The sequence below is a fragment of the Acidovorax sp. PRC11 genome, assembly GCF_031844105.1.
Lineage (GTDB): Bacteria > Pseudomonadota > Gammaproteobacteria > Burkholderiales > Burkholderiaceae_C > Paracidovorax.
Genome location: NZ_JAUZUQ010000001.1, coordinates 159,813 through 186,034, shown reverse-complemented (window position 1 = coordinate 186,034; position 26,222 = coordinate 159,813). Strand labels below are relative to the sequence as shown.

Below are 26,222 nucleotides of genomic sequence, written 5' to 3'. Positions count from 1 at the left end.
CCGGCCTGCTCAGGCCGCGCCCGGCAGGGCCCGCGCCGCCGGTCCGCGCACGGGCTCGGCCATGGCCTCGATCTTCACGATCGCGAGCGAGAGGTTGTCGCCACCGCCGCGTGCGCGCATCCGCGCTTTCTCGATCAGGAATTCGCTCGCTTCTCGCGGCGAGAGCGAATCCACGACCGCGCCGAGTTCCGCCGGCGAGAAGTAGTGCCAGACCCCGTCGCTGCAGGCCAGCAGCACGTCGCCCGGCACGAGCTGGGGAATGGTGTGGATCGCCACGGGCGGGTCGCTCTCGGTGCCGAGGCAGCCCACGAGGATGTTGGATTGCGGATGGACGTGGGCTTCGGCCTCGGTGATCTCGCCGCGGTCCACCAGGGCCTGCACGTAGGAGTGGTCGCTGGTGCGGTGCACGAGCCGCGTGCCCTGGAAATGGTAGATGCGCGAATCGCCGGCATGGGCCCAGTGGCAGTCCCCGCGCGGGTTGATAAGGAACACGGCCACGGTGCTGTGCGGCTCCTGCTCGGCGGAGATCGCGGTGAGCCGGATCACGAGATGCGCTTCTTCCACCATGTGCCGCAGCATGGCCACCGGATCGTCGCTGTCGGGTGCGTAGCGGTCGAAGAGCTGGCGCGCGGTCAGCATGACCTGGTCAGAGGCCTTGCGACCTCCGCTGCGCCCGCCCATGCCGTCCGCCACCACGCCCAGCACACAGCCGTTGTGCCGCGGATGCGCGATGACCAGTACCTGGTCCTGCTGGTACTCGCGGTCGCCCCTGTGGATACCGGTCGACGCGATCAGGCGAAACGGTTGGTTCATGGCGTTGTCAGGCAAAGGAAGGAGGGCCGGCAGGCGGCCGCATGCGGGCGGGGGCCCTATTATCGAGGGATGGACAGCCGTTTCGGAGAAGTGTCTCCCACCCGCTCCCTCCGCGGGGCCGTTGCATGAGCGCCGGCGCGCTGCACCCCACCACGCTGCTGCAGGCCGTGGCGGCGGCGTTCGCGGAAGACGGGGCCCTGGCGCTGGCGCAGGCCCGCTTCCAGCCGCGCCCGGGCCAGGCCGCCATGGCCGAGGCCGTCGCCGAGACCATCGAGCAGGGCGGAGCGCTGGTCGTCGAGGCAGGCACCGGCGTCGGCAAGACTTTCTCGTACCTGGTGCCGGCGCTGCTGAGCGGCGAGCGCGTGCTCGTCTCCACGGCCACCAAGGCCCTGCAGGACCAGCTCCACGGCCGCGATCTGCCCAAGCTGCTGCAGGCGCTCGCGCTGCCGGCGCGCGTGGCGCTGCTGAAAGGGCGTGGCAGCTATCTGTGCCTGCACCGGCTGGAGCTGGCGCGGCAGCACCCCTCGGCGGAGGATTCCGCCGTCGCCCGGATGCTGGCGCGCGTGGAGGTCTGGTCGCAGGCCACCGCCACGGGCGATCTCGCGGAGCTGCCGGGCTGGGACGAACGCTCGGCCGCCACACCGCTGTTCACGTCCACGCGCGACAACTGCCTGGGATCGGCCTGCCCGCGTTTCCGCGCCTGCCATGTGTACCAGGCGCGGCGCGAGGCGATGGCGGCCGATGTGGTCGTCATCAACCACCACCTGTTCTTCGCGGACCATGCCATCCGCGGCACCGGCGTGGCCGAGCTGCTGCCGAGCACCCGCGTGGTGGTGTTCGACGAAGCGCACCAGCTGAGCGACACGGGCGTGCAGTTCCTGGGCAGCCAGATGGCGTCCTCGCAGTGGCTCGACCTGGCGCGCGACGTGCTGGCGTCGGGCCTGCAGTGGGCGCGGGGGCTGGCGGACTGGCAGGGCGTCGCCGCCGCACTGGAGCATGCCGCGCGGGACTGGCGCATGGCCGTGGGGGCCCGCACGCCCGGCTCCCGGCTGCGCTGGGCCGGGGAGGTGCCGGACGGCGTCGATGCCGAGGGCTGGAGCCGGGCGCTGCAGGACCTGTCGGCCGCCTGCCGCCAGGCGCTGGCCGCCCTCGATACGGTGAGCGAGATCGCGCCGGATTTCGTGCGCCTGCACGAGCGCTGCGTGGCGCTGATGGAGAGGCTCGGGCTGTTCCTGGACGCGGCGCCGGGCAGCGCCGTGCGCTGGGTGGAGATCGGCACGCACCATGTGCGCGCCGCGCAGGCGCCGCTGGACATCGCCGTCCCGCTGCGCGGCCTCTGGTTCCCCGAGAGTGCCGCTGCTGCTGCTGCCGCCGCCGCCGACGAAGCGGGCGGCAGTGGCCCGCCGGCGGTCCCGGAGGATGCCGGCGCCGACCCGGACCTGCCCTGGAGCGACGAACCCGCCGCAGCGGTCGCCGCTGCGCAGGCCGACGAGCCGCCCGTGCCGCCCCTGGCGCAGCCGCTCTGGCCGCAGGGCCCCGCCGGGACCGGCGGACTGGAAGGGCTGGAGGGGCGCGACGGCGCCCCGCATGCCGACTCCGGTCCGCCTGGACGCCCGCGTGCCTGGATCTTCACGTCGGCCACCCTGGGCGACGACGCCTCGCTGCGCTGGTTCACCGAGGCGTGCGGGCTGGAGGGCGCGCGCGTGCTGCAGGTGCCGAGCCCCTTCGACTACGCGGCGCAGGCCGGGCTCTACGTGCCGCGCCACTTGCCCGCGCCGTCCGACCCGGGGCACGGCGCGGCCGTGGCCCGCTGGGCGGGCGACGCGGCGCGCGTGCTGGGCGGGCGCACGCTGGTGCTCACCACCACGCTGCGCGCGTTGCGCACCATCGGCGATGCGCTGAAGGCGCGCTTCGCGGACGGATCGGGCATCGAGGTGCTGGTGCAGGGCGAGTGGCCGAAGCGCCGGCTGATGGAGCGCTTCCGCGAGGGCGACGGCGACGGCATGCGGCCGGGGTGCGTGCTGGTGGCCTCGGCCACGTTCTGGGAAGGGTTCGACGTGCCCGGCGACGCGCTGCAGCTGGTGGTGATCGACAAGCTGCCGTTCCCGCCGCCGGGCGATCCGGTGGTGGAGGCGCGCTCGCAGCGGCTGGAACAGGAAGGCCGGAGCGCATTCCGGCATTTCGCGCTGCCGGAGGCGGCCATTGCGCTCAAGCAGGGGGCGGGAAGACTGATACGCCACGAGCAGGACCGCGGCCTGCTGGCGGTGGCGGACGTGCGCCTGGCGACGATGGGCTACGGCAAGCGGCTGCTGGCCGCGCTGCCGCCCATGCGCCGGATCCAGGACGAGGCGGAGTGGGCGGAGGCGCTGCGGGAGCTGGCCGCCGTCACCACACCTTCCACCACGGATCGTCCTTCGCCTTGAAGCCGTTGCGCATGTAGCTGCTCTGCGGGTAGGAGGCGGCCATCACGCGCTCGGTGTCGTCGCGCAGCTGGGTCATGCCGAGAGCGTCGTACGACTTGATGAGGATGTAGAGCGCCTCTTCCAGCGCCGGTACGTCCTTGTAGTCGGCCAGGGCGATCTGCGCGCGGTTGATGGCGGCCACGTAGGCGCCGCGCTGGTAGTAGTAGCGGGCCACGTGGACCTCGTACTGCGCGAGCGAATTGACGATGTACGTCATGCGCTGCTGCGCGTCGCGGGCGTAGCGCGAATCGGGGAAGCGGGTGACGAGTTCGCGGAAGGACTCGAACGAATCCTTGGCGGCCTTCTGGTCGCGCTCGGACAGGTCCTGGCGCGACAGCCACGAGAACAGGCCCAGGTTGTCGTTGAAGTTGACCAGGCCCTTCAGGTAGAGCGCGTAGTCATACGCCGGGCTCGCGGGATGCAGTTTCATGAAGCGGTCGAGCGTGGCGATGGCCTGGGCCTTCTCGCCGCCCTTGTACTGGGCGTAGGCCTTCTCGAGCTGCGCCTGCTGGGCGAGCGGCGTGCCGGCGGCGCGGCCTTCGAGCTTCTCGAACAGCGGCACGGCCTTGTCGTAGGCGTTGCTGCCCATCTCGTCGCGCGCTTCGGAATAGATGCGGTTGGGGCTCCAGCCGGCGGTCTTGTCTTCGGTGGTGGTGGAGCAGCCCGCGAGCACGCCTGCGGCGAGCAGGGCGGTCAACAGCGGCAGGGAAAAACGCGGCATGGCAGCGGCTTTCTGACAATCGGTGAAAAGAGGTCGGGCGGGGCCGCGCGCGGCGGCGCCGGCCGGCGGCCCCTTGGATCGTGGGCACGTTCCCGGACCATTGTACCGGCCGCCCGACACCCGCTCGGGCCGCCCGGGAAGGGGCGGATTCCTACAATACCGTCCATGTTTGTCCATTTGCGCCTGCACACCGAGTTTTCCGTCGTCGACGGCACCGCCCGCATCGACGAAGTGGCCAAGGCGGCGGCCAGGGATGGCCAGCCCGCGCTGGCCATCACCGATCTCCACAACCTCTTCGGCGCCATCAAGTTCTACAAGGAAGCCCGGGGCAAGGGCGTCAAGCCCGTGCTGGGCGCCGAGGTCAGCCTGGAGCCCGAATCCGGCAGCGGCGGCCCGTCGCGCATCCTGCTGCTGGTGCAGGGCCGGCAGGGGTACCTGAACCTCTGCGAGCTGCTCGCCCGCGCCTGGACGCGCAACGTCGTGAAGAACGTTCCGCTGTGTACCTGGGAATGGCTGGAAGAGCTGGGCGGCGACCTGATCGCGCTCTCCGGAGCCCACACCGGCCCCGTGGGCCAGGCGTTCACCCGCGGCGACGACGAGGGCGCCTCCCGGGCCGCGCTGCGCCTGGCCGGGTTGTTCCCGCACCGCTTCTACCTGGAACTGCAGCGCGCCGGCCGCCCGGAGGACGAAGCCCAGGTGGTGGCGGCCGTGCAGCTGGCCGCGCGCCTGCAACTGCCGGTGGTGGCCACGCACCCCACGCAGTTCCTCACCGCCGACGATTACGAGGCGCACGAGGCCCGCGTCTGCATCGCCGAGGGAGAGATCCTCGCGAACCCGCGCCGCGTGCGCCGCTTCACGCGCGAGCAGTACTTCAAGTCGAGCGCGCAGATGGAGGCCCTGTTCGCCGACGTGCCCACGGCCATCGCCAACACGCTCGAGATCGCCAAGCGCTGCAGCCTGTCGCTGGTGCTCGGCAAGCCGCGCCTGCCGGACTTCCCCACGCCCAACGGCATGCCGGCGGAAGAGTACTTCCGTTTCGCCTCGTTCCAGGGCCTGGAGGAGCGGCTCGCGCACCTGTTCCCCAACGAAGCCCAGCGCGACAAGGAGCGCCCGCGCTACGTGGAGCGGCTGGAGTTCGAGCTGGGCACCATCTTGAAGATGGGCTTCCCGGGCTACTTCCTCATCGTGGGCGACTTCATCCAGTGGGCCAAGGTGAACGGCTGCCCGGTGGGCCCGGGCCGGGGTTCCGGCGCCGGCTCGCTCGTGGCCTACGCGCTCAAGATCACCGACCTGGATCCGCTGCAGTACAACCTGCTGTTCGAGCGTTTCCTGAACCCGGAGCGGGTGTCGATGCCCGACTTCGACATCGACTTCTGCCAGTCCAACCGCGACCGGGTGATCGACTACGTGAAGGACAAGTACGGCAAGAACGCCGTGAGCCAGATCGCCACTTTCGGCACCATGGCGGCCAAGGCGGCGATCCGCGACGTGGGCCGCGTCATGGACATGAGCTACACCTTCTGCGACGGCATCTCCAAGCTGGTGCCCGGCAAGCCCGGCATGTCCTACACGCTGGCCTATCCGCCCGAGGTGAAGAAGGAGGGCGACAAGAACAACTACGCGCTCGAACTCGAGCCCATGCTCTACGAGCGCGTGCGCAAGGAAGAGGACGTCAAGACCGTCATCGAGATGGCGCAGAAGCTCGAGGGCATGACCCGGAACATCGGCATGCACGCCGGGGGCGTGCTGATCGCCCCGGGCAAGCTCACCGATTTCTGCCCGCTCTACCAGCAGCCGGGCAGCGAATCGGCCGTGAGCCAGTACGACAAGGACGATGTGGAGGCGATCGGCCTCGTGAAGTTCGACTTCCTGGGCCTGGCGACGCTGACGATCCTGGAGATCGCCCGCGAGTTCATCATGAAGCGCCACAAGGGGCAGGAGAACTTCGCGTTCGAGAACATTCCGCTCGACGACGCGCCCACCTACCGGCTGTTCTCCGACGGCAAGACCGAAGCGGTGTTCCAGTTCGAATCGCGCGGCATGCAGGGCATGCTGAAGGAAGCGCGCCCGAGCCGGCTGGAAGACCTGATCGCCCTGAACGCGCTCTACCGCCCGGGCCCGATGGACCTGATCCCCACCTTCGTGAACCGCAAGCACGGCAAGGAGCCGGTCGAGTACCCGCATCCGCTGGTGGAGCCGGTGCTGGCCGAGACCTACGGGATCATGGTCTACCAGGAGCAGGTGATGCAGACCGCCCAGGTGCTGGGCGGCTACAGCCTGGGCGGCGCCGACATGCTGCGCCGGGCCATGGGCAAGAAGAAGGCCGAGGAGATGGCCGAGCACCGCGAGATCTTCCGCAAGGGCGCGGCCGAGAAGGGCATCGGCCAGGACAAGGCCGACGAGGTGTTCGACCTGATGGAGAAGTTCGCGGGCTACGGCTTCAACAAGTCGCACGCCGCCGCGTACTCCCTGCTGGCCTACCACACCGGCTGGCTCAAGGTGCACTACACGGCCGAGTTCTTCTGCGCCAACATGACGGTGGAAATGGACGACACCGACAAGCTGAAGGTGCTGTACGAAGACGCCGTGAAGATGGGGCTCACCTTCGAGCCGCCGGACGTGAACCGCGGCATGTACCGCTTCGAGCCGGTGACCGACAAGGTGATCCGCTACGGGCTGGGCGCCATCAAGGGCACCGGCCAGCAGGCCATCGAGGCCATCATCGCCGCCCGCGAGGGCCGCGGCGTGGGACCGCGCGGCGAGACCAAGGGCCCGTTCGCGAGCCTGTTCGATTTCTGCGCGCGCGTGGACCGTACCCGCCTGAACAAGCGCACGCTGGAAGCGCTCATCAAGGGCGGCGCCTTCGATGCCATGGAGATGAACCGGGCATCGCTCGCGGCCTCCATCGACCGGGCGTTCGACTTCGCCAATGCGCTGATCGCCAATGCCAACCAGGGCGGGCTCTTCGACATGATGGGCGACGATTCCCACGGTTCGAGCACGCAGGACCCGGACCTCGTGGAGATGGTGCCCTGGGGCGTGAAGGAACGGCTCACGCAGGAGAAGACGGCCATCGGCTTCTACCTCTCGGGCCACCTGTTCGACGAGGTGGAGAAGGAGGTGCGGCGTTTCGTGCGCACGCCGATCGAAGAGCTGTCCGACAGCCGCGAGCCGCAGATCATGGCGGGCATCGTGAGCGACTTCCGGGTGATCAACGGGCAGCGCGGACGCCTGGCGCTCTTCAAGCTCGACGACAAGTCGGCCACCATCGAGGCCTCGGCCGACGAGAACGTGATCAACGCCCACCGCGACCTGCTGAAGGACGACGAATTCGTGGTGCTGCTGGGCCGGCTGCAGCTGGACCATTTCAGCGGCGGGCTGCGCGTGAAGGTGATGCAGGGCTGGGATCTCGCCAGCGCGCGCGCCAAGTTCGGCCGCTACCTGCAGGTGGCCGTGGGCGACTGCGCCCCGGATGTGCAGCGGCTGGTGCGCGAGTTCCCGCCGAAGCGCCAGGAGACGCCCGAGGGCGAGGTGCTGGTGCACGGCCTGCGCGTGCGCATGGGCGTGCGCTGCCAGGCCGAAGGGCAGCAGGCCGTGGCCGAACTGCAGCTGGGCGAGGGCAGCCGGTTCTTCCCCTCCGACGCCGCCCTGGCGGCCTGGAGCGCGGAGGCCGGCAGCGGCGTGGTCAACGTGGTGTACGACGCCGGCTGAAGGGCGGGTGGCCCCGGGCCGGGCTGCCATCTTGAAATTCCGGTGTCCGCCGGCAAATGGGACGGTGCGTCTCTCTCCAGCGGATTTTCCGCCCCTGCCGCTACCCGTGCCGAGCCGTGTCGCGAGACCGGAATTTGCACCCCGGCAATGGGCCTTTTCGCTCTGGGGCAAACTGCTCCAGACGCTCTAGAATGGTCCGCATGGCAACAAAACCACCCTCAATCACCCCGGTGCCTCCCACGGGAGCGCCGTCACGGGACGATGGCGGTTCGGTCGTGCTCGAACGGCGCACGCAGAAGACCCAGCCGCCCCAGATGTACCAGGTGGTGATGCTCAACGACGACTACACGCCCATGGAGTTCGTGATCGTCGTACTGCAGGAGTTCTTCAGCAAAGACCGGGAAGCGGCCACCCAGATCATGCTGAAGATCCACCTGGACGGCAAAGGCGTCTGCGGCGTGTATTCACGCGACGTGGCGGCCACCAAGGTCGAACAGGTGCGCGAGGCCGCGCACAAGGCGGGCCACCCGCTGCAATGCCTGAGCGAGCCGGTTGAATAACCGCCCCCGGGTCCCGATCTACCGTTATCCCTTCCTCGCAAGCACAAAGGAGTTCACATGATTGCCCAGGAACTGGAAGTCAGCTTGCACATGGCCTTCGTCGAGGCCCGCCAGCAGCGCCACGAGTTCATCACCGTGGAGCATCTGTTGCTTGCACTGCTTGATAACCCCAGCGCAGCCGAAGTGCTGCGCGCATGCTCCGCCAACGTCGAAGACCTTCGCTCGTCGCTGGCCAATTTCATCAAGGACAACACCCCGCAGGTGGCGGGCACGGACGAGGTGGACACGCAGCCCACGCTGGGATTCCAGCGGGTGATCCAGCGCGCCATCATGCACGTGCAGTCCACCGGCAACGGCAAGAAGGAAGTGACCGGCGCGAACGTGCTGGTCGCGATCTTCGGCGAGAAGGATTCGCACGCCGTCTACTACCTGCACCAGCAGGGCGTCACCCGCCTGGACGTGGTCAACTTCATCGCCCACGGGATCAAGAAGGGCGAGCCGCCGGAGCCCGCCAAGGCCGAGAATCCCGCCGAATCGGAAGAGGGCGGCAACGGCGGCGAGCGCAGCGAGAAGGCCTCGCCGCTGGAGCAGTACACGCAGAACCTGAACGTCGCCGCCAAGGAAGGCAAGATCGATCCGCTGATCGGCCGCCACTACGAGGTCGAGCGCACGATCCAGATCCTCTGCCGCCGCCGCAAGAACAACCCGCTGCTGGTGGGCGAGGCGGGCGTGGGCAAGACCGCGATCGCCGAAGGCCTCGCCTGGCGCGTGACGCAGAACGACGTGCCCGAGATCCTCGCCGAGGCCACGGTGTACTCGCTCGACATGGGCGCGCTGCTGGCCGGCACCAAGTACCGCGGCGATTTCGAGCAGCGCCTGAAGGGCGTGCTCAAGTCGCTCAAGGACAAGCCGAACGCCATCCTGTTCATCGACGAGATCCACACGCTGATCGGTGCCGGCGCGGCCTCGGGCGGCACGCTGGACGCATCGAACCTGCTCAAGCCGGCGCTCTCGAGCGGCCAGCTCAAGTGCATCGGCGCGACCACGTTCAGCGAGTACCGCGGCATCTTCGAGAAGGACGCGGCCCTGTCGCGGCGCTTCCAGAAGGTCGACGTGGTCGAGCCGACGGTGGCCGAGACGGTGGACATCCTCAAGGGCCTCAAGAGCCGCTTCGAGGAGCACCACAGCGTGAAGTACGCCACCGCGGCCCTGCAGGCGGCGGCGGAGCTGTCGGCCAAGTACATCAACGACCGCCATCTGCCCGACAAGGCGATCGACGTGATCGACGAGGCCGGCGCGGCCCAGCGCATCCAGGTGGCCAGCAAGCGCAAGAAGACCATCGGCAAGGCCGAGATCGAGGAAATCGTGGCGAAGATCGCGCGCATTCCGCCCGCGAACGTCTCCAACGACGACCGCAGCAAGCTGCAGACCATCGAGCGCGACCTGAAGAGCGTGGTGTTCGGCCAGGACAAGGCGCTGGAGGTGCTCGCCTCCGCGGTCAAGATGGCGCGCTCGGGCCTGGGCAAGGGCGACAAGCCGATCGGCTCCTTCCTCTTCAGCGGCCCGACCGGCGTCGGCAAGACCGAGGCGGCCAAGCAGCTGGCCTACATCCTGGGCATCGAGCTGATCCGCTTCGACATGTCGGAGTACATGGAGCGCCACGCCGTGAGCCGCCTGATCGGCGCGCCCCCGGGCTACGTGGGCTTCGACCAGGGTGGCCTGCTGACCGAGGCGATCACGAAGAAGCCGCACGCGGTGCTGCTGCTCGACGAGATCGAGAAGGCGCATCCGGACATCTTCAACGTGCTGCTGCAGGTGATGGACCATGGCACGCTGACGGACAACAACGGACGCAAGGCCGACTTCCGCAACGTCATCATCATCATGACGACGAACGCGGGTGCCGAGACCATGAACAAGGCCACCATCGGGTTCACCAACCCGCGGCAGGCCGGCGACGAGATGGCCGACATCAAGCGCCTGTTCACGCCCGAGTTCCGCAACCGGCTGGATGCGATCGTCAACTTCAAGCCGCTCGATGAGCAGATCATCCTGCGCGTGGTGGACAAGTTCCTGCTGCAGCTCGAAACCCAGCTGGCCGAGAAGAAGGTGGAGGTCACTTTCACCGACACGCTGCGCAAGCACCTCGCCAAGAAGGGCTTCGATCCGCTGATGGGCGCACGGCCGATGCAGCGCCTCATCCAGGACACGATCCGCCGGGCGCTGGCCGACGAACTGCTGTTCGGCCGCCTGACCGACGGTGGCCGCCTGACGGTGGACATCGAGGTCAAGACCGACGACAAGGGCACCGAGACGCCCGAGGTGCTGCTGGACATCCAGCCGCTGCCGAAGAGGGACCGCTCGGCCAAATCGGAGCCGGCGGAGCCGGAAGAGGCCACGGCCGACTGACCGTCACCCGCCCCATGCGCCGGTGCCCTGCGGCACCGCGCCGAGCCCGCAGCCCCCTTGGGGTCTGCGGGCTTTTTTTCGTCCAGCATTTTGGCCCGGCGGATTGCGGGCCGCCCGGTCCGGCCGGGACGAAACCCTCTCGGCACGTCGAGGCATGGCTTGAAGGGCTATGGTGGATATGGTAAATTTTGATCATTCATATATTCCTGGAGTGGGCCATGAAGGTTGCCGAAGACCGCACGGGCGTCGCCACCTGGGGTGGCACCCCCAAGGAAGTGCAGGCCCGCCTCGGCCGGTCGCATGCGGACCAGGTGCTCGTGCTCGCTTTCGACAAGATCGATGGGTCCGTGTTCGAAACCCTGGCAGCGAACGTCAGCAGCGTCGCCTCTTCGATGTTCGATGTGCTGCTGCAGCGGCACGACAACGAATCCCTGGAGCGCCTCGCCGAGGTGCTGGTGCCTCGTGCGCCCGTGGCGCCCCGGCTGCTCAAGGAAGCCGCCATGTGGGTGAAGGCGCGCAGGGCGGTGCTGGACAGCGGCGACTGGCTCACCGCGGCCCAGATCGCCGAGCTGGCCGGCCTGAGCCGCGTCAACCCGAGTACCCAGCCGAACAAGTGGAAGCGGCAGGGAGCGATCTTCGCCATCCACCACAACGGCGTGGATTATTTTCCCGGCTTTGGGCTGGACCCCGGCAGCCAGTTCCGGCCGGTGAAGGCACTGGCGAAGGTGATCGAGGCGTTCGGCGGGCACAAGGACGGCTGGGGCATGGCCTACTGGTTCCACTCCGACAACGGCTTCCTCGGGGGCCAACGCCCGCAGGACCTGCTCGCCACGGAGCCCGAGAGGGTGATCGAGGCAGCCCGGGACGAGGTGCAGGACATTGCGCATGGCTGAGGCGCCGGCCGGCGCTTCGGAGCCGGCAGTGCCCGAGGGCCTCTCCACGGCGGCGATCACCCCGGAGCCTGCGCACGCGCTACAGCTTCGACTCATCGGGCTACCGGCAGGGCAGCTCCTGCACCGGGTGCATCTGGCGCAATACGGCGCGGTCCAGTTCAACCCAGGGGTCCAAGGAAATGCGCGGTTCAGTCCCCTCCGGGACGACCAGGGCCGGCCGGTCCCGACCCTGTATGCCGGCACCACACGGGATTGCGCGCTGATGGAAACCGTCTTCCACGACGTTCCCCACACGGCGGGCACCAAGACCTTCGACAAGAGCAAGCTGTCGGACCAATGGCACTCGACCGTGGCAGTACGCCAGGGCCTGCAGCTGGCCGACCTCTCCAGCGTGGCCCTGCGCAGGCTGGGCGTCACGCGCAAGCAGCTCATCGACACCGAAAAGGACCAGTACCCGAGAACCCGCGAATGGGCGCGGGCGATCCACCGGCAGTGCCCGCTGGCGCAGGGGCTGTCGTGGATCTCCCGGCAGGACGACTCCGCGCGGGCCTTCCTGCTGTTCGGCGACCGCGTTCCGGAAGGCGCGCTGCAGCCGCAGGGCGCATCGCGCAGCCTGCACGGGGATGCGGCGACCTATGAAGCCGTGCTCGATCTCGCGGAGCGGATCGGCGTCCATATCGTTCCCGGCAGGCAGTGAGACCGGTCCGCTGGCGGGCGCGGACCCGGGCGGACCGCTCCCGCACCGCCGGGCGCCGCGTGTGCTTCAGGGCGCCTGCAGCCGCTGCAGCAGCTCCAGCGTGGGGTACCCGTCCGCCACCAGCCCGGCGCTCTGCTGGAAGCGGCGCAGGCCGGCGCGCGTGGACGGGCCCATGACGCCGTCGGCGGTGCCGGCCGCGAAGCCGCGCGCGTTCAGCGCATTCTGCAGTTCGCGCGTCTGGGTGCGCGTGAGCGGCTGCAGATCGCGCGGCCAGGGCGCGGTCACGCCGGGGCCGCCCGTGAGCTGGCGCGCGAGCAGGCCCACGCCCAGGGCGTAGTTGGTGGAGTTGTTGTAGCGCAGCAGCACGCGGAAGTTCGGCCCCACCATGAAGGCCGGGCCGCGCACGCCGGCGGGCACCAGGATGGAGGCGCCGTCCAGCGCGGGCAGCGGCTGGCCGTCGATGGACTGCACGCCTTCGACCGCCCATTGGGTGGACGGATGGCGCACGGCGAGTTCCGCTCGCTCGTAGTCGAAGCCCTGCGGCAGGCGCACTTCCACGCCCCAGGGCTGGCCGGGCTGCCAGCCCATGCGCGAGAGGAAGTTGGCGGTGGAGGCGGCGACGTCCGGCACGCTGCCCCAGATGTCGCGGTGGCCGTCGCCGTCGGCGTCCACCGCGTAGCCCAGGAACACGGAAGGCAGGAACTGGGTATGGCCCATGGCGCCGGCCCAGGAGCCGATCATGCGGTCGGCGGCGATGTCGCCCTGGTCGATGATGCGCAGCGCGGCCAGCAGTTCGCCCCGCGCCCAGTCGCGCCGCCGGCCTTCGTAGGCGAGGGTGGCGAGCGCGTCCACGGTGCGGAAGCTGCCGAAGTTGGAGCCGTAGTTGCTCTCCATGCCCCAGATGGCGGTGATGACCTCCGCGGGCACGCCATAGCGGGCCGACGCGGCATCGAGCGCGCCGCGCTGCTCGCCGAGGACGGCGCGGCCGCGCTGGAGGCGCGCGTCGGAGACGGCGCTGTCCAGGTAGGCCCAGGGCGTGCGCGTGAACTCGGGCTGGGACCGGTCCAGCTCGATCACGCGGGGCAGCCACTCGGCGCTGTCCAGCGCGGCGGCGACGGTGGCCGGGCGGATGCCGGCCTGCAGGGCCTCCTGGCGGAAGGTGGCGAGCCACTGCGCGAAACCGGCCTTCTCGGCCTCTGCGGAGGCTTGGGGCACCGTATCTGCCGGCGTGGCGCCCTGCGCGCCCGGAACGGGAACGGGAACCGCCGGCGTGGCAGGTGCCGGCGCGGTCGGGGCGCTGCCGGCAGGCGCGCCCGTGGAGACCACGCCGGGCGCGGCGGGCGGGGCGGAGGCGCAGCCGGCCAGCAGGGCGCCGAGCAGGCCGGCCCCGGCAAGGGGCCACCAGGGCCGCGGCGGCGCGGCGGCAGTGCGCGAGGACGGACGGAGGGCGGAGGCGGGCGTCGTGTTTCTGCGTTGCATCCCCCCATTGTCACGCGCCATGGCCGTGCCGGCATACTCGGGGGCTGGCGCTTTACCTGCGGCCAAGCCTTTCTTTTCCACGACGCGATCCATGCACACGTTTTTCTGGCACGACTACGAAACCTTCGGCGCGGACCCGCGGCGCGACCGCCCGGCGCAGTTCGCGGGCATCCGCACGGACGCGGACCTGAACGAGATCGGCGAGCCGGTGATGGTCTACTGCCGCCCGGCGCCGGACTACCTGCCCGATCCGGAGTCCTGCCTGCTCACCGGCATCACGCCGCAGCTGTGCCTGGAGCGCGGCCTGCCGGAACACGAGTTCGCCGCCCGCATCGAGGCGGAACTGGCCCGGCCCGGCACGATCGGCGTGGGCTACAACACCATCCGCTTCGACGACGAGATCACGCGCTTCATGTTCTGGCGCAACCTGATCGACCCGTATGCGCGCGAGTGGCAGAACGACTGCGGCCGCTGGGATCTGCTGGACGTGGTGCGCCTCACCTACGCGCTGCGCCCCGACGGCATCGAATGGCCGCGCAAGGAGGACGGATCGCCGAGCCTGAAGCTGGAACACCTGTCGCGCGCCAACGGGCTGGTGCACGAGGCCGCGCACGATGCGCTGTCGGACGTGCGCGCCACGATCGCGCTGGCGCGGCTGATCCGCGACCGCCAGCCGCGGCTGTTCGAGTTCGCGCTCGGCCTGCGCCGCAAGGACCGCGTGGCCGCGGAGCTGCGCCTGCCGGCCACGGCCGATACCGCGCGCCCCTTCCTGCATGTGTCGGGCATGTTCTCGGCGGACCGGGGCTGCCTGGGGATCCTGTGGCCGCTCGCCAGCCACCCCACAAACCGCAACGAGCTGATCGCCTGGGATCTGGCGCACGACCCGTCCGAGCTGGCCGGGCTGGACGCCGCGCGCATCCGCGAGCGAATGTTCACGCGCACGGCCGATCTGCCCGAAGGCGTGGTGCGGTTGCCGGTCAAGAGCGTACACCTGAACAAATCGCCGATGGTGGTGGGCAACGTCAACACCCTCACGCCGGCGATGGCGCAGCGCTGGGGCATCGACATGGAGCGCGCCGCCGCCCATGCGGAGATCGCGCGCGGGCTGCCGGACATGAGCGCGATCTGGTCGGACGTGTTCGCGCGCCCCAAGGAGGGGCCGGCCGACGTGGACCAGGACCTGTACGGCGGTTTCGTCGGCAACGAGGACCGGCGGCGCCTGGAGCGGCTGCGCGCGCTGCCTCCGCAGGAGCTGGCGCTCGCCCGGCCGGGCTTCGACGACGAGCGCCTGGAGGAACTGGCCTGGCGCTACCGTGCGCGCAATTTCCCCGAGACGCTGGACGGGGCGGACCGCGAGCGTTGGGAGGCGCTGCGCGTGGCGCGCCTCATGGAAGGCGAGGGCGGTGGCCTGACCTTCGACGCGCTGTTCGCGCGGCTGGACACGCTGGGCGAGACGGCGGACGAGCGCGGCGAGGCGATCCTGGGAGCACTGTACGAGTATGCAGAAAGCATCGCTCCCGATTTCTGACGGGCTGGACGCCTTGCTGGCCTGGGCGCGCGCCTGCCCGCGGCTCTTCGTGCTGACTGGCGCCGGCTGCAGCACGGCCTCCGGCATTCCCGACTACCGTGACGAGGGCGGCGCCTGGAAGCGTTCTCCGCCCGTCACCTACCAGGCCTTCATGGGCGACGAGGCAGTGCGCCGACGCTACTGGGCGCGCAGCATGATCGGCTGGCGCGTCATGGGCGGTGCCGCGCCGGGCACGGCGCACCGCGCCCTGGCCGCGCTGGAGGCGATGGGCCGCGTGGAAATGCTGCTCACGCAGAACGTGGACGGCCTGCACGGGGCCGCGGGGCAGCGGCGGGTGATCGACCTGCATGGGCGCATCGACACGGTGCGCTGCATGGCCTGCGAGGCGCGCATGCCGCGTGCCACTCTGCAGTCCTGGCTGGAGGACCGCAACCCGGCCTGGGCCGCGCTGACGGCTGCCGCGGCGCCGGACGGCGACGCCGACCTGGACGGGCGCGACTTCTCCACGTTCGCGCTGCCGTCCTGCCCGCACTGCGGTGGCGGGCCGCTGAAGCCGGACGTGGTGTTCTTCGGCGAGAGCGTGCCGCGCGAACGCGTGGAAGCCGCGCGGGCGGCGCTTGCGCGCTCCGACGGCCTGCTCGTGGCCGGATCGTCGCTGATGGTGTATTCGGGCTTCCGATTCGTGCAGGCGGCCGCGGACGCCGGGCTGCCCGTGGCCGCCGTGAACCGCGGCGTGACGCGCGCCGACGGGTTGATCGCGGTCAAGCTCGAGGACGACGTGGGCGGTGTGCTGGAGGCTTTGGTGAGCGCCCTGGCGGACGACCCGGCCGTGGCCGGTGGAGCCTCGCCGGGCGCATGACCCGGAGCTGCAGGCGGTTTTGCGCGACGGTGCCCGCCGATGGTGCTATGGTGCCCGGATAACGCAGTGGGCCGCGCCCTGAACGCGAGCCCGCGCCACCGAGGAGACAGTCCATGCAGAGCTCCCTTAACGGTGCGGGGCCGGCACAGCACGCCGCCTTCGTACCGCTGCCGCCGGCCCGCGTGATCGCCGAAGCGCACGAGCGCTCCCGCTCCTTCGGGCTGCTCCGGCACGCGTCCGCCGATCTGCAGCCCCTGGCGGCCGATGCGCTGGCCTGGACCGTCGCCCGCAACGAGGCGCTGTGCGCGCATGCCGTGCCGGTGATGGAGACGCTTTCCGCCCAGATCGCCGGCACCCAGAGCATGGTGCTGCTCACCGACGCGCAGGGCATCGTGCTGCATGCGCTCGGCGACGAGGAATTCCTGGGCCGCGCCCAGCGCGTGGCGCTGCGCCCGGGGGGCACCTGGTCCGAGCAGAGCAAGGGCACCAACGCCATCGGCACGGCACTGGCACTGGGCGACGCGGTGCAGGTGAACGGCGACGAGCACTTCCTGGCGGCGAACCAGTTCCTCACCTGTTCCTGCGCGCCCATCTGCGATCCGCAGGGGCAGGTGATCGGCGCGCTCGACGTGAGCGGCGACCGCCACCAGCAGAGCGCCCACACGCTGGCGCTGGTGCGCATGTCGGCGCGCATGGTGGAGAACCACCTCTTCGGCAAGGTCTACGAGGATGCCGTGCGGCTGCGCTTCCATGCCCGGCCGGAGTTCCTCGGCACGCTGGTGGAGGGCCTGGCGGCATTCACGCCCGAAGGGCGCTTCCTCGCGGCGAACCGCAGCGGCCAGTTCCAGCTGGGCCTGTCGTCGAACGCGATGCAGGCGCAGACCTTTCCTTCGCTCTTCGGCATGCCGATGAGCGCGCTGCTGGCCCATGCCCGCAGCGCCACGCCGCAGCCGCTGCGGCTGGCGCTGCCGGGCGGCGTGGTGGTCAATGCGATGGTGGAGTTCCGGCCCAGGGGCGCCTCGGCGCTGGGCTGGATGCCCGATGCCGCCGGGGCGGCGGACGGGGTCTCGGGCCGCGGCCCGCTGCCGTCGCCGGACCGGCAGGCGCCCGAACGGGCACGGGGGCAGGGGCAGAGGACCGGGCAGGAGCCCGGACCCGGGCAGGCCGTGCCGCTTCCATGGGCGCGGCCGGCGGGCGCGATGCCGGGTGGCCGCATGTCCGGCCTGCGCTATCTGGACACTGGCGACGCGCAGCTCGCGCAGGTGCTCGACCGCGTTTCGCGCGTGCTGGGCAGCGATGTGCCGATGCTGATCCTCGGGGAGACGGGCACGGGCAAGGAACTGCTGGCTCAGGCGATCCACCAGGACGGTCCCCGTGCGCGCGGGCCGTTCGTGGCGGTGAATTGCGCATCGATCCCGGAGACGCTGATCGAGGCCGAGTTGTTCGGCTACGAAGAGGGCGCCTTCACGGGGGCGCGCCGCAAGGGCAGCGTGGGCAAGATCGCCCAGGCGCACGGCGGCACGCTGTTCCTGGACGAGATCGGCGACATGCCGCTGGCCATGCAGGCCCGGCTGCTGCGCGTGCTGCAGGAGCGCACCGTGGCGCCGCTGGGATCGGCGCGGCAGATTCCCGTGGACGTGTACGTGCTGTGCGCCACCCACCGCAACCTGCGCGACATGATGGCCCGGGGGCTGTTCCGCGACGACCTCTACTACCGGCTCAACGGGCTGGTGGTGCGCCTGCCGGCGCTGCGCGAGCGCACCGACCTGCGCGTGATCGTGCAGCGGCTGCTGCAGGCGCAGGACCGCGAGCGCGCGGCAGGCGCCGCGAACGCATCCGGGCATGCATCGGCGCCCGGCGGATGGCCGCGGCCTCGCGGCACGGGGCCGCTGCGCGTCTCGGCCCGCGCCATGGAACTGTTTCTCGCGCACCGCTGGCCCGGCAATCTGCGCCAGCTCTCGAACGCGCTGCGCACGGCGGCGCTGATGGCCGGCGATGCGCAGGAGATCGACATCGACCACCTGCCCGAGGATCTGTTCGATGCGGAGGACCCATCGGCCCCGGCGGCACCGCTGCCCACGGGCGGCGGGTCCTCGGGCGAAGCGATGGACTCGGCGCACGTGCGGCGCGAGGTGGCAGCGCCCGCCGCTGCGGCCGCGGCTCCGGCAGCGCCGGCACCGTCCGCCGTACGGTCGTGGGACGAGACGGTGGAGGATGCGCTGCGGCATGCGCTGTCCGTGCATGGCGGCAACGTTTCTGCCGTGGCACGCGCGCTCGGCGTGTCGCGCAATACCGTGTACCGGCGGCTCAAGGCCATGAACGGGACACCTTCCGCGCACTGAGGGGGGGACGCCCTGCGGGGGCGGGGGCGAAAGGCCGGGCGTTGCGCGCGGGCCCGGTGGAGCGCTGCCGGCCTGCTAAAACCGGTCTTCGTCGGTCGAACGCCGGGCCTGCTCCCTGGCTGACCTCGACGCAAACAAGGACCGCAACCCCACGTAACCGACAGGGCATGCCCAGAGGAAGGACAGCACCCATACCACCCAGCGCGAATCGGGTTCGGGAGTGCCCAGGGACGCAGGGACGAAGAAATTGGCAACGCCCGCGATGGGCGCGACGGCCACCAGCCAGACCGCCGCCACCGCATTCCGCTGCAGCGCCATGCCGGCGAAGGGCAGGAAGCAGAGCACCGCCGGGCAGAACAGCACCCAGGTGATCAGGGCACCCGCGTCTTTGTCCAGGTACGGCAGCCCGCTGTGCGAGACGGCGATGGCAGTGCCCCACGCGAGCAATGCGACGGCCAGGCCCGCCAGTCCGAGAAAGGTTCGCATGAGACGGAACGGTTCTGAAAGCATCCAGCATGCCACGTCTTCGCCGCGTTGCGAGCGGCGTGCCGGGCCGCGTCTTCAGCTGCCTCCGCGCTGCGGCGGCCCCAGCGCCTCGACGGCGGCCCACTCCTCGTCCCCGTAGAGCCGCGAGCGCGTGAGGAACCGCAGCCCGGTGGGGCGCTCCAGGGAGAACATGCCGCCGTTGCCGGGCACGGCATCGATGATCAGGTGCGTGTGTTCCCAGTACGCGAACTGCGATTCGCTCATGTAGAAGGGCGTGCCCGCGATCTCGCCGAGCAGCACGTCCGAGTCGCCGAGCATGAACTCGCCGAGCGCGAAGCACATCGGCGCGCTGCCGTCGCAGCAGCCGCCGGACTGGTGGAACATGAGCGGCCCGTGCTGCGCCCGCAGCCGCTCGATGAGGGCGATGGCCTCGGGCGTGGCGGAGACGCGGGTGGCGGCACCGGCCGGGGCTGGCGTGGCGGAAACGGGGGGCGCGGTCGTCGTCGTCGTCATGCGGTGTCTCCTGTCATGGGATCGGCGCTTCCGGCAGTGTGCCCGAAGCGCGGCGGCGGCGCACGCCCGGTGGCGGCACACGCCTGCCGCCGGGGCGCAGGGCGTGCCTGGCCCGGCCGTCAGTGCGCCGACATGTCCAGCACGATGCGGCCCTGGATCTGGCCCTTGTGCATGCGCGCGAACACGTCGTTGATGTTCTCCAGCTTCTCGGTCGCCACGGTGGCCTTCACCTGGCCGCGGGCCGCGAATTCCAGCGATTCCTGCAGGTCCAGGCGCGTGCCGACGATGGAGCCGCGCACGGTGATGCCGCGCAGCACCATGTCGAAGATCGGCAGCGGGAAGTTGCCGGGCGGCAGGCCGTTGAGCGACACCGTGCCGCCGCGCCGCACCATGCCGAGGGCCTGCTCGAACGCCTTCGGCGACACGGCCGTCACCAGCGCTCCGTGGGCGCCGCCGATCTCCTTCTGCAGGTAGGCGGCCGGGTCGGTGTGCTTCGCATTCACCGTGACGCTCGCACCCAGCTTTTTCGCGAGTTCGAGCTTGTCGTCCTCCACGTCCACGGCCGCGACGTTCATGCCCATGGCCTTGGCATATTGCACCGCCATGTGGCCCAGGCCGCCGATGCCGGAGATCACCACCCAGTCGCCGGGCTTGGCGTCCGTCACCTTCAGGCCCTTGTAGACCGTCACGCCCGCGCACAGCACCGGGGCGATGTCGACGAAGCTCACATCCCTGGGCAGGTGGCCCACGAAATTCGGGTCGGCCAGCGCATAGTCGGCGAAGCCGCCGTTGACCGAGTAGCCGGTGTTGCTCTGCGATTCGCACAGCGTCTCCCAGCCGCCCAGGCAGTGGGTGCAGCAGCCGCAGGCCGAATGCAGCCAGGGCACGCCGACGCGGTCGCCTTCCTTGACGTGCTTCACGTTCTTGCCGATGGCCGCGACGAAGCCCACGCCTTCGTGGCCGGGAATGAACGGCGGGTTGGGCTTGACGGGCCAGTCGCCCTCGGCGGCGTGCAGGTCGGTGTGGCACACGCCCGAGGCTTCGATCTTCACGAGGATCTGGTCATCGGCGGGCGTCGGCACCGGTACCTCTTCGATGGTCAGCGGCTTGCCGAATTCGCGGACGACGGCGGCTTTCATGGTCTTGGGAAGCATGGAATGGGAGTCCTTTCTTGTGTCGGAAGAGTCGGAACCTGGGCAGGTTCTCAACGGGGAGGGCTGGCTTCCACCATATGCCGCCCTCCCTCGGTCGCTGCTGATGCAGGTCAAGCCGTCAGAAGAAGCCCAGCTTGTCGGGGCTGTAGCTCACGAGCAGGTTCTTGGTCTGCTGGTAGTGGTCGAGCATCATCTTGTGGTTCTCGCGGCCGATGCCGGACTGCTTGTAGCCGCCGAAGGCCGCATGCGCGGGGTAGGCGTGGTAGCAGTTGGTCCAGACGCGGCCGGCCTGGATGCCGCGGCCCATGCGGAAGGCGCGCGCGCCGTCGCGGCTCCACACGCCCGCGCCCAGGCCGTAGAGCGTGTCGTTGGCGATCTCCAGCGCTTCCTCCTCGGTCTTGAAGGTGGCGACGGACACCACCGGGCCGAAGATCTCCTCCTGGAAGATGCGCATCTTGTTGTGGCCCTTGAAGACCGTGGGCTTGACGTAGTAGCCGCCAGCGAGCGAGCCTTCCAGCGCATTGCGTTCGCCGCCGATCAGGCATTCCGCGCCTTCCTGCCGGCCCAGGTCGAGGTACGAGAGGATCTTCTCCAGCTGCTCCTGCGAGGCCTGCGCGCCGATCATCGTGCCCTTGTCGAGCGGGTGGCCCTGCTTGATCGCGGCCACGCGCTTGAGCGCCCGCTCCATGAATTGCTCGTAGATCGATTCCTGGATGAGCGCGCGGCTCGGGCAGGTGCAGACCTCGCCCTGGTTGAGCGCGAACATCGCGAAGCCTTCCAGCGCCTTGTCGAAGAAGGCGTCGTCGGCGCTCATCACGTCCTCGAAGAAGATGTTCGGGCTCTTGCCGCCCAGCTCCAGGGTCACCGGGATGATGTTCTGGCTGGCGTACTGCATGATGAGACGGCCGGTGGTGGTCTCGCCGGTGAAGGCGATCTTGGCGATGCGCGGGCTGCTGGCCAGCGGCTTGCCGGCCTCCAGGCCGAAGCCGTTGACCACGTTCAGCACGCCGGCGGGCAGCAGGTCGCCGATCATCTCCAGCAGCACGAGGATGGACGCGGGCGTCTGCTCGGCGGGCTTGAGCACCACGCAGTTGCCGGCGGCCAGGGCCGGCGCGAGCTTCCAGACGGCCATCAGGATCGGGAAGTTCCAGGGAATGATCTGGCCCACGACGCCCAGCGGCTCGTGGAAATGGTAGGCCACCGTGGTGTGGTCGATCTCGCTGATGCCGCCTTCCTGCGCGCGCACCGCGCCCGCGAAGTATCGGAAGTGGTCGATCGCCAGGGGGATGTCCGCGGCCATGGTCTCGCGCAGCGGCTTGCCGTTGTCGATCGTCTCGGCCACGGCGAGCGTGAGCAGGTTCGCTTCCATGCGGTCGGCGATCTTCAGCAGGATGTTGGCGCGGTCGGTGGTCGAGGTCTTGCCCCAGGCGGCCTTGGCCTTGTGCGCGGCGTCCAGCGCTGCGTTGATGTCCTTGTCGTTCGAACGCGGCACCGAGGTGAACGGCTGGCCGTCGATCGGCGAGCTGTTCTCGAAGTACTGGCCGTCCACCGGGGCGGTCCAGGCACCGCCGATGTAGTTGCCATACTGCTTCTTGTAGGGGTTGGCGATGCCGAGGTTGGCGATTTCTGCCATGTCCATGGTGCTTGTCTCCTGAGGGTGGATGTGTGCCGTGGGCTGCACCACGCAGCCCCGGTGCCTTCCATTGCGCAATCGCCATGCCAGGGCGCTGCAGGGCGCCCGGGGCCGTAGCGGGCCCGCGGAAGGTGTTCCATGTGTTCCGTTGTGGAACACCCGTGGTACACCCCATGTGCCGTGGCGCAACACATCGCACGGCCGGGTTCGCCGGCTGCCGCGGCCCGGCCGCGCACCAGGGCCCGCGAAACCGCACACGGGCGCGGCGGGCGCTCTTGGTGTATAACCGCGCCTCCCCGGGCTCCGGGGCGGTGCCCGCGCGCCCGTCCGCCCCCACCCCTTCCATCCCGCGCATGACCGATCACTACGCCGCCCTCGGGCTGGGCGCCCACGCGACCCTGGCCGACGTCAAGAAGGCCTTCCGCCAGAAGGCCGCCTTCTACCATCCCGACCGCAATCCCTCGCCGGATGCGGCCGAGCGCTTCCGCGCGGTGCAGAAGGCCTACGAGGTGCTGTCGGACGACGCGGCGCGCCAGGCCTACGACGACAACCGCCGCCGCAACCTGCTGGACGACCCGCTGCAGACGGCGCGGGAGATCTGGCAGTCCTATTCCAAGAATCTTCTCTCCTCGTGAAACTCTCTCCCTTCTTCCATGACCTGCGCTCGGCCTACCAGGCCGAGCTGGACGACCTCGCCCAGGACTCCGAGGGCAAGGACGTGCTGCGCAAGCGCCTCGCCCAGAAGCGCGGCGAGATCGCCTTCCTGGCGCAGATGATCGATTTCAGCCCCGAGATGGTGGCCGTGGCTTTCCACCAGGGCTTCCGCTTCCAACGGCCGGCGGCGCTCGAGCCGCTGCTGGCGCGCTCCGGGGCCGACCTGCCCGAGTGGTCCGCCCTGGGCGGCGCGGCGGCGCTCGAATCCTGGGCCCAGCCGCTGGCCGACGTGGTGCTGGCCGAGCCTTCGGGCGCGCGCTTCCTCACCATGGCAGCGCTGCTGGAGTACCAGCGCCTGCATGCCCGCCATGCTGCGGCCGCCGGTGACGCATCGGCCGCCGACGGCGCCGACGCGGACGGCGAAGGGGACGACGCCGCCGATGCGGGCGACGACGACTCCGCACGCTGGAGCGCGGACGACGCTTCCGAGCCGCGCACGCATGCCGACCGCGAAGAGGCCGGCGCCGAATGGCTCGCCGACCTGGGCTTCGATCGCAAGGACTGACCCCGTCCGTCGCCTGCGCCAACGCCTGCCTTTCCCTCTTTTTTTGCCGAACCCGCTTCCGTTCCGCTGCCCACCCATGTCAAGACACCTCGCCCTCATCACCCAGACCCAGGCCCTGATCGCCGCCGGCGACATCGTGGGCGCGGAATCCGCCCTCTCCGAACTGGCCGACACCCAGGGCGACGGCGCGCTGGTGGAAGTGCTGGGCGAGCTGGCGCCCAAGGACGTGCTCGCCGTGATGCGCGAATACGACGAATCCAAGGCGTCGGTAGTGAACATGCTGGTCACGCCGGAGCAATTCGCGCGCGCGCTGGTGCTGGAGAAGCAGTACAAGGACGCCACCCACACCCACCTGCGCAGCATGGTGAACGCGGTGGTGTTCCGCGGCGACGCCGATCCGCTGGAGTTCATCACCGCCATCGGCGACCTGGAAGGCGGCAGCGAGGCCCTGGCCCACTATTTCGCGGAGAAGTGGAGCCGCCTGGAGGCCTTCGCGCGCACCGGCCTCTTCGATGCCACCGAGGACTACGGCCCCTCGCTCACCGAGGACCAGCTCTTCAACGTGGCCTACGCGCCGCCGAAGGTGGACCAGGACGAGGTGGCCGACCGCGACTGGATGCAGCTCGCCTGGCTGCTGCGCTACCAGTGCCCGGACCTGTTCATCGAAACGCTGCTCGTGCTGCGCGCCAAGGCGCAGGCCCACGACGAAGGGCTGGGCGACGACGAGGCGGGCACGGACGAGGACGACGACGGCAAGTTCGAGACCAGCGAGACCGACCGCGGCAAGGCCACGCCGGCCGCGCGCGCCTCCGACGAAGAGTCGGCGATCTGAGAACCCCGCGAGGCGCGCTGCGATGACGTCTTCCATCCCCGATTCCGCACCGTCCGGGCAGGGCGCCTCGTCGGCGCTCTCGCTGCACGACGCGCGCGCGTTCTTCGAGAAGGCGCTGCTCCACGGTATCCGCCACGGCATCGTGCCGCCGGAGAAGGTGGAGGCCATCGGCGCCGACGCGCCCAAGGGCATGGTGCAGATCGCCCGCTATTTCGGCACCGAATTCCTGCGGCCCGACCTGGAGCGGGCGCGCGATCGCATGGTGAACCTCGTCAGCCTCGACCTGCTGGAAGAAAGCGGCGGCGATCTGGGCCGTGCCGCGCAGATGCTGCGCGAACACACCTTCCTGTCGCGCTCCAAGGCGGGATCGGACCGGCTGCGCCGGCTGATCGCGCTGCCGCAGAGCAGCAATTTCGGCTTCCTGTCCACCACGGGCGAGCCGGACGTGCAGCAGCTCTCCGTGTGGTCGCTGCGCAGCCATGCCGAATACCGCGCCGAGCTGGAGCGGCGCAGCGGCATCGCCGCCGCGATCGCCGCCGCGCGCTGGTTCGCCGAGCGGCTGGGCGTGGACGAATCCGCCCTGGAGGAATCGGGCGCCGAGGCCGAGGCCGTGGTGCGCATGGGCCTGCTCTGGCACTGGATGCATCCGGCCGCCGAGGCCTGGCCGCATGCCGTGTCGTTCGAGAAGCGCCTGTCGGCGATGCGCCGCAAGGGCATCCCGCCGCCGGCCCGCCTGCCGCTGCCGGGCGGCATGCCCGCCGACGCGGCGGCGGTGGCGGAAGCACAGGCCCCGGCCGTGCTCGCCGATGCCGCGCGCATCCTCGATGAGTCCGTGGCAACCCGCACGCTGCTGCGGCCCATGGGCAGCTTCCGCGCCCGGTACTTTCTGCAGGACGATCCGCTCGCCGAGGTGGACGACTACCACCACGGCCTGGATGCGCTGCTGGAGGCGGGCGGCGAAGAGGACGGTGGCGAGCCCGCCACGCCCACCAGCCGCACCTGGGAACGCCTCACGCAGGGCCACGAGGACGAGCATTCGCTGCTCACCCTGTTCCTGTGCCTCGCGGCCGGCGTGCCGCGCAAGACCGTGCTGACCGAGAAGGCCGCCGCGAGCCTGGTGCGCCGCGTGCGCCGCCACGGCTGGCAGCCCGCACTGGCGGAGGCGTTCATCCGCGACCATGCGGCCAGCGTGCGCCGTGCCAGCTACCTCGCGCTCTGGAAGTCGTTCGTGGACGAGTCGGGCCGCACGCTGCTCGACCCGCGGGACGAGCGCCTGGAGGAAGCCCGCGCCCTGCTGCGGCGCGAGTGCCATGTGGCGGACGGGCCGGGCGACTGACCCGGCGGCGGTGCCGGACGCCACGCCCCGGCAGGCAGCCGGACAGCGGATTGCACGCAAGAACAGCCGTTCCGGCAGGGCCTGAAGGGCTGTTCCTGGACCGCGCCCGTCACGCCCGAGGCGTGGTGCGCGCGGCCCGGGCGGTGCTCAGCAGCAACCGAACTTGGTGGTGTACACCGGGCTGTTGTTGAGGTAGGCCGTCACCTTGGCGCCGCACGGAATGGTGCCGCAGGTCGCGATGCACACCTTCACCGCCCCCGCCGGCAGAGGCACGGTCGAGGGGACCGTGACGCACTTCGTGCCGATGATCGGTGCCTTGAAGCACAGCTGGTGCGTGCTGGGGTTGTAGGTTCCCGTGACGCAGGACTGGATGGCCACCGCATCGACGCCCACCAGCTGCGCACGCACATCGTCGAAATTGTCCGGCGACGTGCTGGAAGCGAATCCCTCCACCGCGTAATTCGGCAGGTGGTCTTCGTTGCTGGATGCCTTGTTTTGATTGCAATTGCAGTCGGACATGATTTTCCTCTCTCTGATTTCAGTTGCGTTGGAAGTAAGCCGGAGCGATGCAATGT

21 protein-coding genes are annotated in these 26,222 nt (G+C 70.0%); 13 read left to right on the top strand and 8 right to left on the bottom strand.

The window, feature by feature from the left end:
* Window positions 1-9: 9 nt before the first annotated feature.
* Complete coding sequence (locus tag Q9R47_RS00830; protein ID WP_311231363.1) at window positions 10-813, bottom strand: protein phosphatase 2C domain-containing protein; 804 nt, start codon at window positions 811-813, stop codon at window positions 10-12.
* Between the two features lie 125 nt (window positions 814-938).
* Between Q9R47_RS00830 and Q9R47_RS00825 the strand changes: the two genes are divergently transcribed.
* The gene (locus Q9R47_RS00825; protein ID WP_311231362.1) at window positions 939-3,236 is read left to right on the top strand and encodes an ATP-dependent DNA helicase; all 2,298 of its coding nucleotides are present in this window, start codon (window positions 939-941) and stop codon (window positions 3,234-3,236) included.
* Here Q9R47_RS00825 and Q9R47_RS00820 read toward each other — a convergent pair.
* Complete coding sequence (locus tag Q9R47_RS00820) at window positions 3,199-3,996, bottom strand: outer membrane protein assembly factor BamD (RefSeq protein WP_311231361.1); 798 nt, start codon at window positions 3,994-3,996, stop codon at window positions 3,199-3,201. The two genes, Q9R47_RS00825 and Q9R47_RS00820, sit on opposite strands and share 38 nt — an antisense overlap.
* A gap of 165 nt (window positions 3,997-4,161) precedes the next feature.
* On the opposite strand from Q9R47_RS00820, the gene dnaE reads away from it, so the two are divergent.
* From dnaE to Q9R47_RS00795, 5 genes are all read left to right on the top strand, one after another.
* A complete protein-coding gene (gene dnaE / locus Q9R47_RS00815; RefSeq protein WP_311231360.1) occupies window positions 4,162-7,707 on the top strand; it encodes a DNA polymerase III subunit alpha in 3,546 nt (1,181 codons plus the stop codon).
* Window positions 7,708-7,898: 191 nt separating this feature from the next.
* Complete coding sequence (clpS, locus tag Q9R47_RS00810) at window positions 7,899-8,267, top strand: ATP-dependent Clp protease adapter ClpS (RefSeq protein WP_311231359.1); 369 nt, start codon at window positions 7,899-7,901, stop codon at window positions 8,265-8,267.
* A gap of 57 nt (window positions 8,268-8,324) precedes the next feature.
* Window positions 8,325-10,676 carry an ATP-dependent Clp protease ATP-binding subunit ClpA gene (clpA, locus tag Q9R47_RS00805; protein WP_311231358.1) on the top strand — a complete coding sequence of 784 codons (2,352 nt, stop codon included), beginning with the start codon at window positions 8,325-8,327 and terminating at the stop codon, window positions 10,674-10,676.
* 218 nt (window positions 10,677-10,894) lie between these two features.
* Window positions 10,895-11,569: a hypothetical protein gene (locus Q9R47_RS00800; RefSeq protein WP_311231357.1), complete on the top strand. Its 675-nt coding sequence runs from the start codon at window positions 10,895-10,897 to the stop codon at window positions 11,567-11,569.
* On the top strand, window positions 11,562-12,266 hold the full coding sequence (locus tag Q9R47_RS00795; RefSeq protein ID WP_311231356.1) for an RES family NAD+ phosphorylase: 705 nt from the start codon (window positions 11,562-11,564) through the stop codon (window positions 12,264-12,266). The genes Q9R47_RS00800 and Q9R47_RS00795 overlap by 8 nt, the downstream gene beginning before the upstream one ends.
* 66 nt (window positions 12,267-12,332) lie before the next feature.
* Here the strand turns inward: Q9R47_RS00795 and Q9R47_RS00790 are convergent, their stop codons facing one another.
* Window positions 12,333-13,745 (bottom strand): lytic murein transglycosylase, encoded by a 1,413-nt coding sequence (locus tag Q9R47_RS00790; protein WP_311231355.1) that lies wholly within the window; start codon window positions 13,743-13,745, stop codon window positions 12,333-12,335.
* Window positions 13,746-13,836: 91 nt separating this feature from the next.
* On the opposite strand from Q9R47_RS00790, the gene sbcB reads away from it, so the two are divergent.
* From sbcB to Q9R47_RS00775, 3 genes are all read left to right on the top strand, one after another.
* Window positions 13,837-15,273, top strand: coding sequence for an exodeoxyribonuclease I (gene sbcB / locus Q9R47_RS00785; protein WP_311231354.1), 1,437 nt, complete (start codon window positions 13,837-13,839; stop codon window positions 15,271-15,273).
* Window positions 15,245-16,132 (top strand): NAD-dependent protein deacetylase, encoded by an 888-nt coding sequence (locus tag Q9R47_RS00780; protein ID WP_311231353.1) that lies wholly within the window; start codon window positions 15,245-15,247, stop codon window positions 16,130-16,132. The genes sbcB and Q9R47_RS00780 overlap by 29 nt, the downstream gene beginning before the upstream one ends.
* 113 nt (window positions 16,133-16,245) lie before the next feature.
* Window positions 16,246-18,474, top strand: coding sequence for a sigma-54-dependent Fis family transcriptional regulator (locus Q9R47_RS00775; RefSeq protein ID WP_311231352.1), 2,229 nt, complete (start codon window positions 16,246-16,248; stop codon window positions 18,472-18,474).
* Window positions 18,475-18,549: 75 nt separating this feature from the next.
* On the opposite strand, the gene Q9R47_RS00770 is transcribed toward Q9R47_RS00775, so the two are convergent.
* From Q9R47_RS00770 to adh, 4 genes are all read right to left on the bottom strand, one after another.
* Window positions 18,550-18,984, bottom strand: a complete 435-nt coding sequence (locus Q9R47_RS00770) for a hypothetical protein (protein ID WP_311231351.1) — start codon at window positions 18,982-18,984, stop codon at window positions 18,550-18,552.
* A gap of 51 nt (window positions 18,985-19,035) precedes the next feature.
* Entirely contained in the window at window positions 19,036-19,473 is a 438-nt protein-coding gene (locus Q9R47_RS00765) for a DUF779 domain-containing protein (RefSeq protein ID WP_311231350.1), read from the bottom strand.
* Window positions 19,474-19,592: 119 nt separating this feature from the next.
* Window positions 19,593-20,627, bottom strand: coding sequence for an alcohol dehydrogenase AdhP (gene adhP / locus Q9R47_RS00760; protein ID WP_311231349.1), 1,035 nt, complete (start codon window positions 20,625-20,627; stop codon window positions 19,593-19,595).
* Window positions 20,628-20,745: 118 nt separating this feature from the next.
* Complete coding sequence (adh, locus tag Q9R47_RS00755; RefSeq protein ID WP_311231348.1) at window positions 20,746-22,266, bottom strand: aldehyde dehydrogenase; 1,521 nt, start codon at window positions 22,264-22,266, stop codon at window positions 20,746-20,748.
* Window positions 22,267-22,613: 347 nt separating this feature from the next.
* Between adh and Q9R47_RS00750 the strand changes: the two genes are divergently transcribed.
* The 4 genes from Q9R47_RS00750 to Q9R47_RS00735 all read left to right on the top strand — a co-directional run bounded on the left by Q9R47_RS00750 (window position 22,614) and on the right by Q9R47_RS00735 (window position 25,647).
* Window positions 22,614-22,895 (top strand): DnaJ domain-containing protein, encoded by a 282-nt coding sequence (locus tag Q9R47_RS00750; RefSeq protein WP_311231347.1) that lies wholly within the window; start codon window positions 22,614-22,616, stop codon window positions 22,893-22,895.
* The gene (locus Q9R47_RS00745) at window positions 22,892-23,479 is read left to right on the top strand and encodes a hypothetical protein (RefSeq protein ID WP_311231346.1); all 588 of its coding nucleotides are present in this window, start codon (window positions 22,892-22,894) and stop codon (window positions 23,477-23,479) included. The genes Q9R47_RS00750 and Q9R47_RS00745 overlap by 4 nt, the downstream gene beginning before the upstream one ends.
* A gap of 76 nt (window positions 23,480-23,555) precedes the next feature.
* Window positions 23,556-24,311 (top strand): hypothetical protein, encoded by a 756-nt coding sequence (locus tag Q9R47_RS00740; protein WP_311231345.1) that lies wholly within the window; start codon window positions 23,556-23,558, stop codon window positions 24,309-24,311.
* A gap of 22 nt (window positions 24,312-24,333) precedes the next feature.
* On the top strand, window positions 24,334-25,647 hold the full coding sequence (locus Q9R47_RS00735; RefSeq protein WP_311231344.1) for a hypothetical protein: 1,314 nt from the start codon (window positions 24,334-24,336) through the stop codon (window positions 25,645-25,647).
* Between the two features lie 147 nt (window positions 25,648-25,794).
* On the opposite strand, the gene Q9R47_RS00730 is transcribed toward Q9R47_RS00735, so the two are convergent.
* Window positions 25,795-26,166, bottom strand: coding sequence for a hypothetical protein (locus Q9R47_RS00730; RefSeq protein WP_311231343.1), 372 nt, complete (start codon window positions 26,164-26,166; stop codon window positions 25,795-25,797).
* Window positions 26,167-26,222 lie beyond the last annotated feature (56 nt).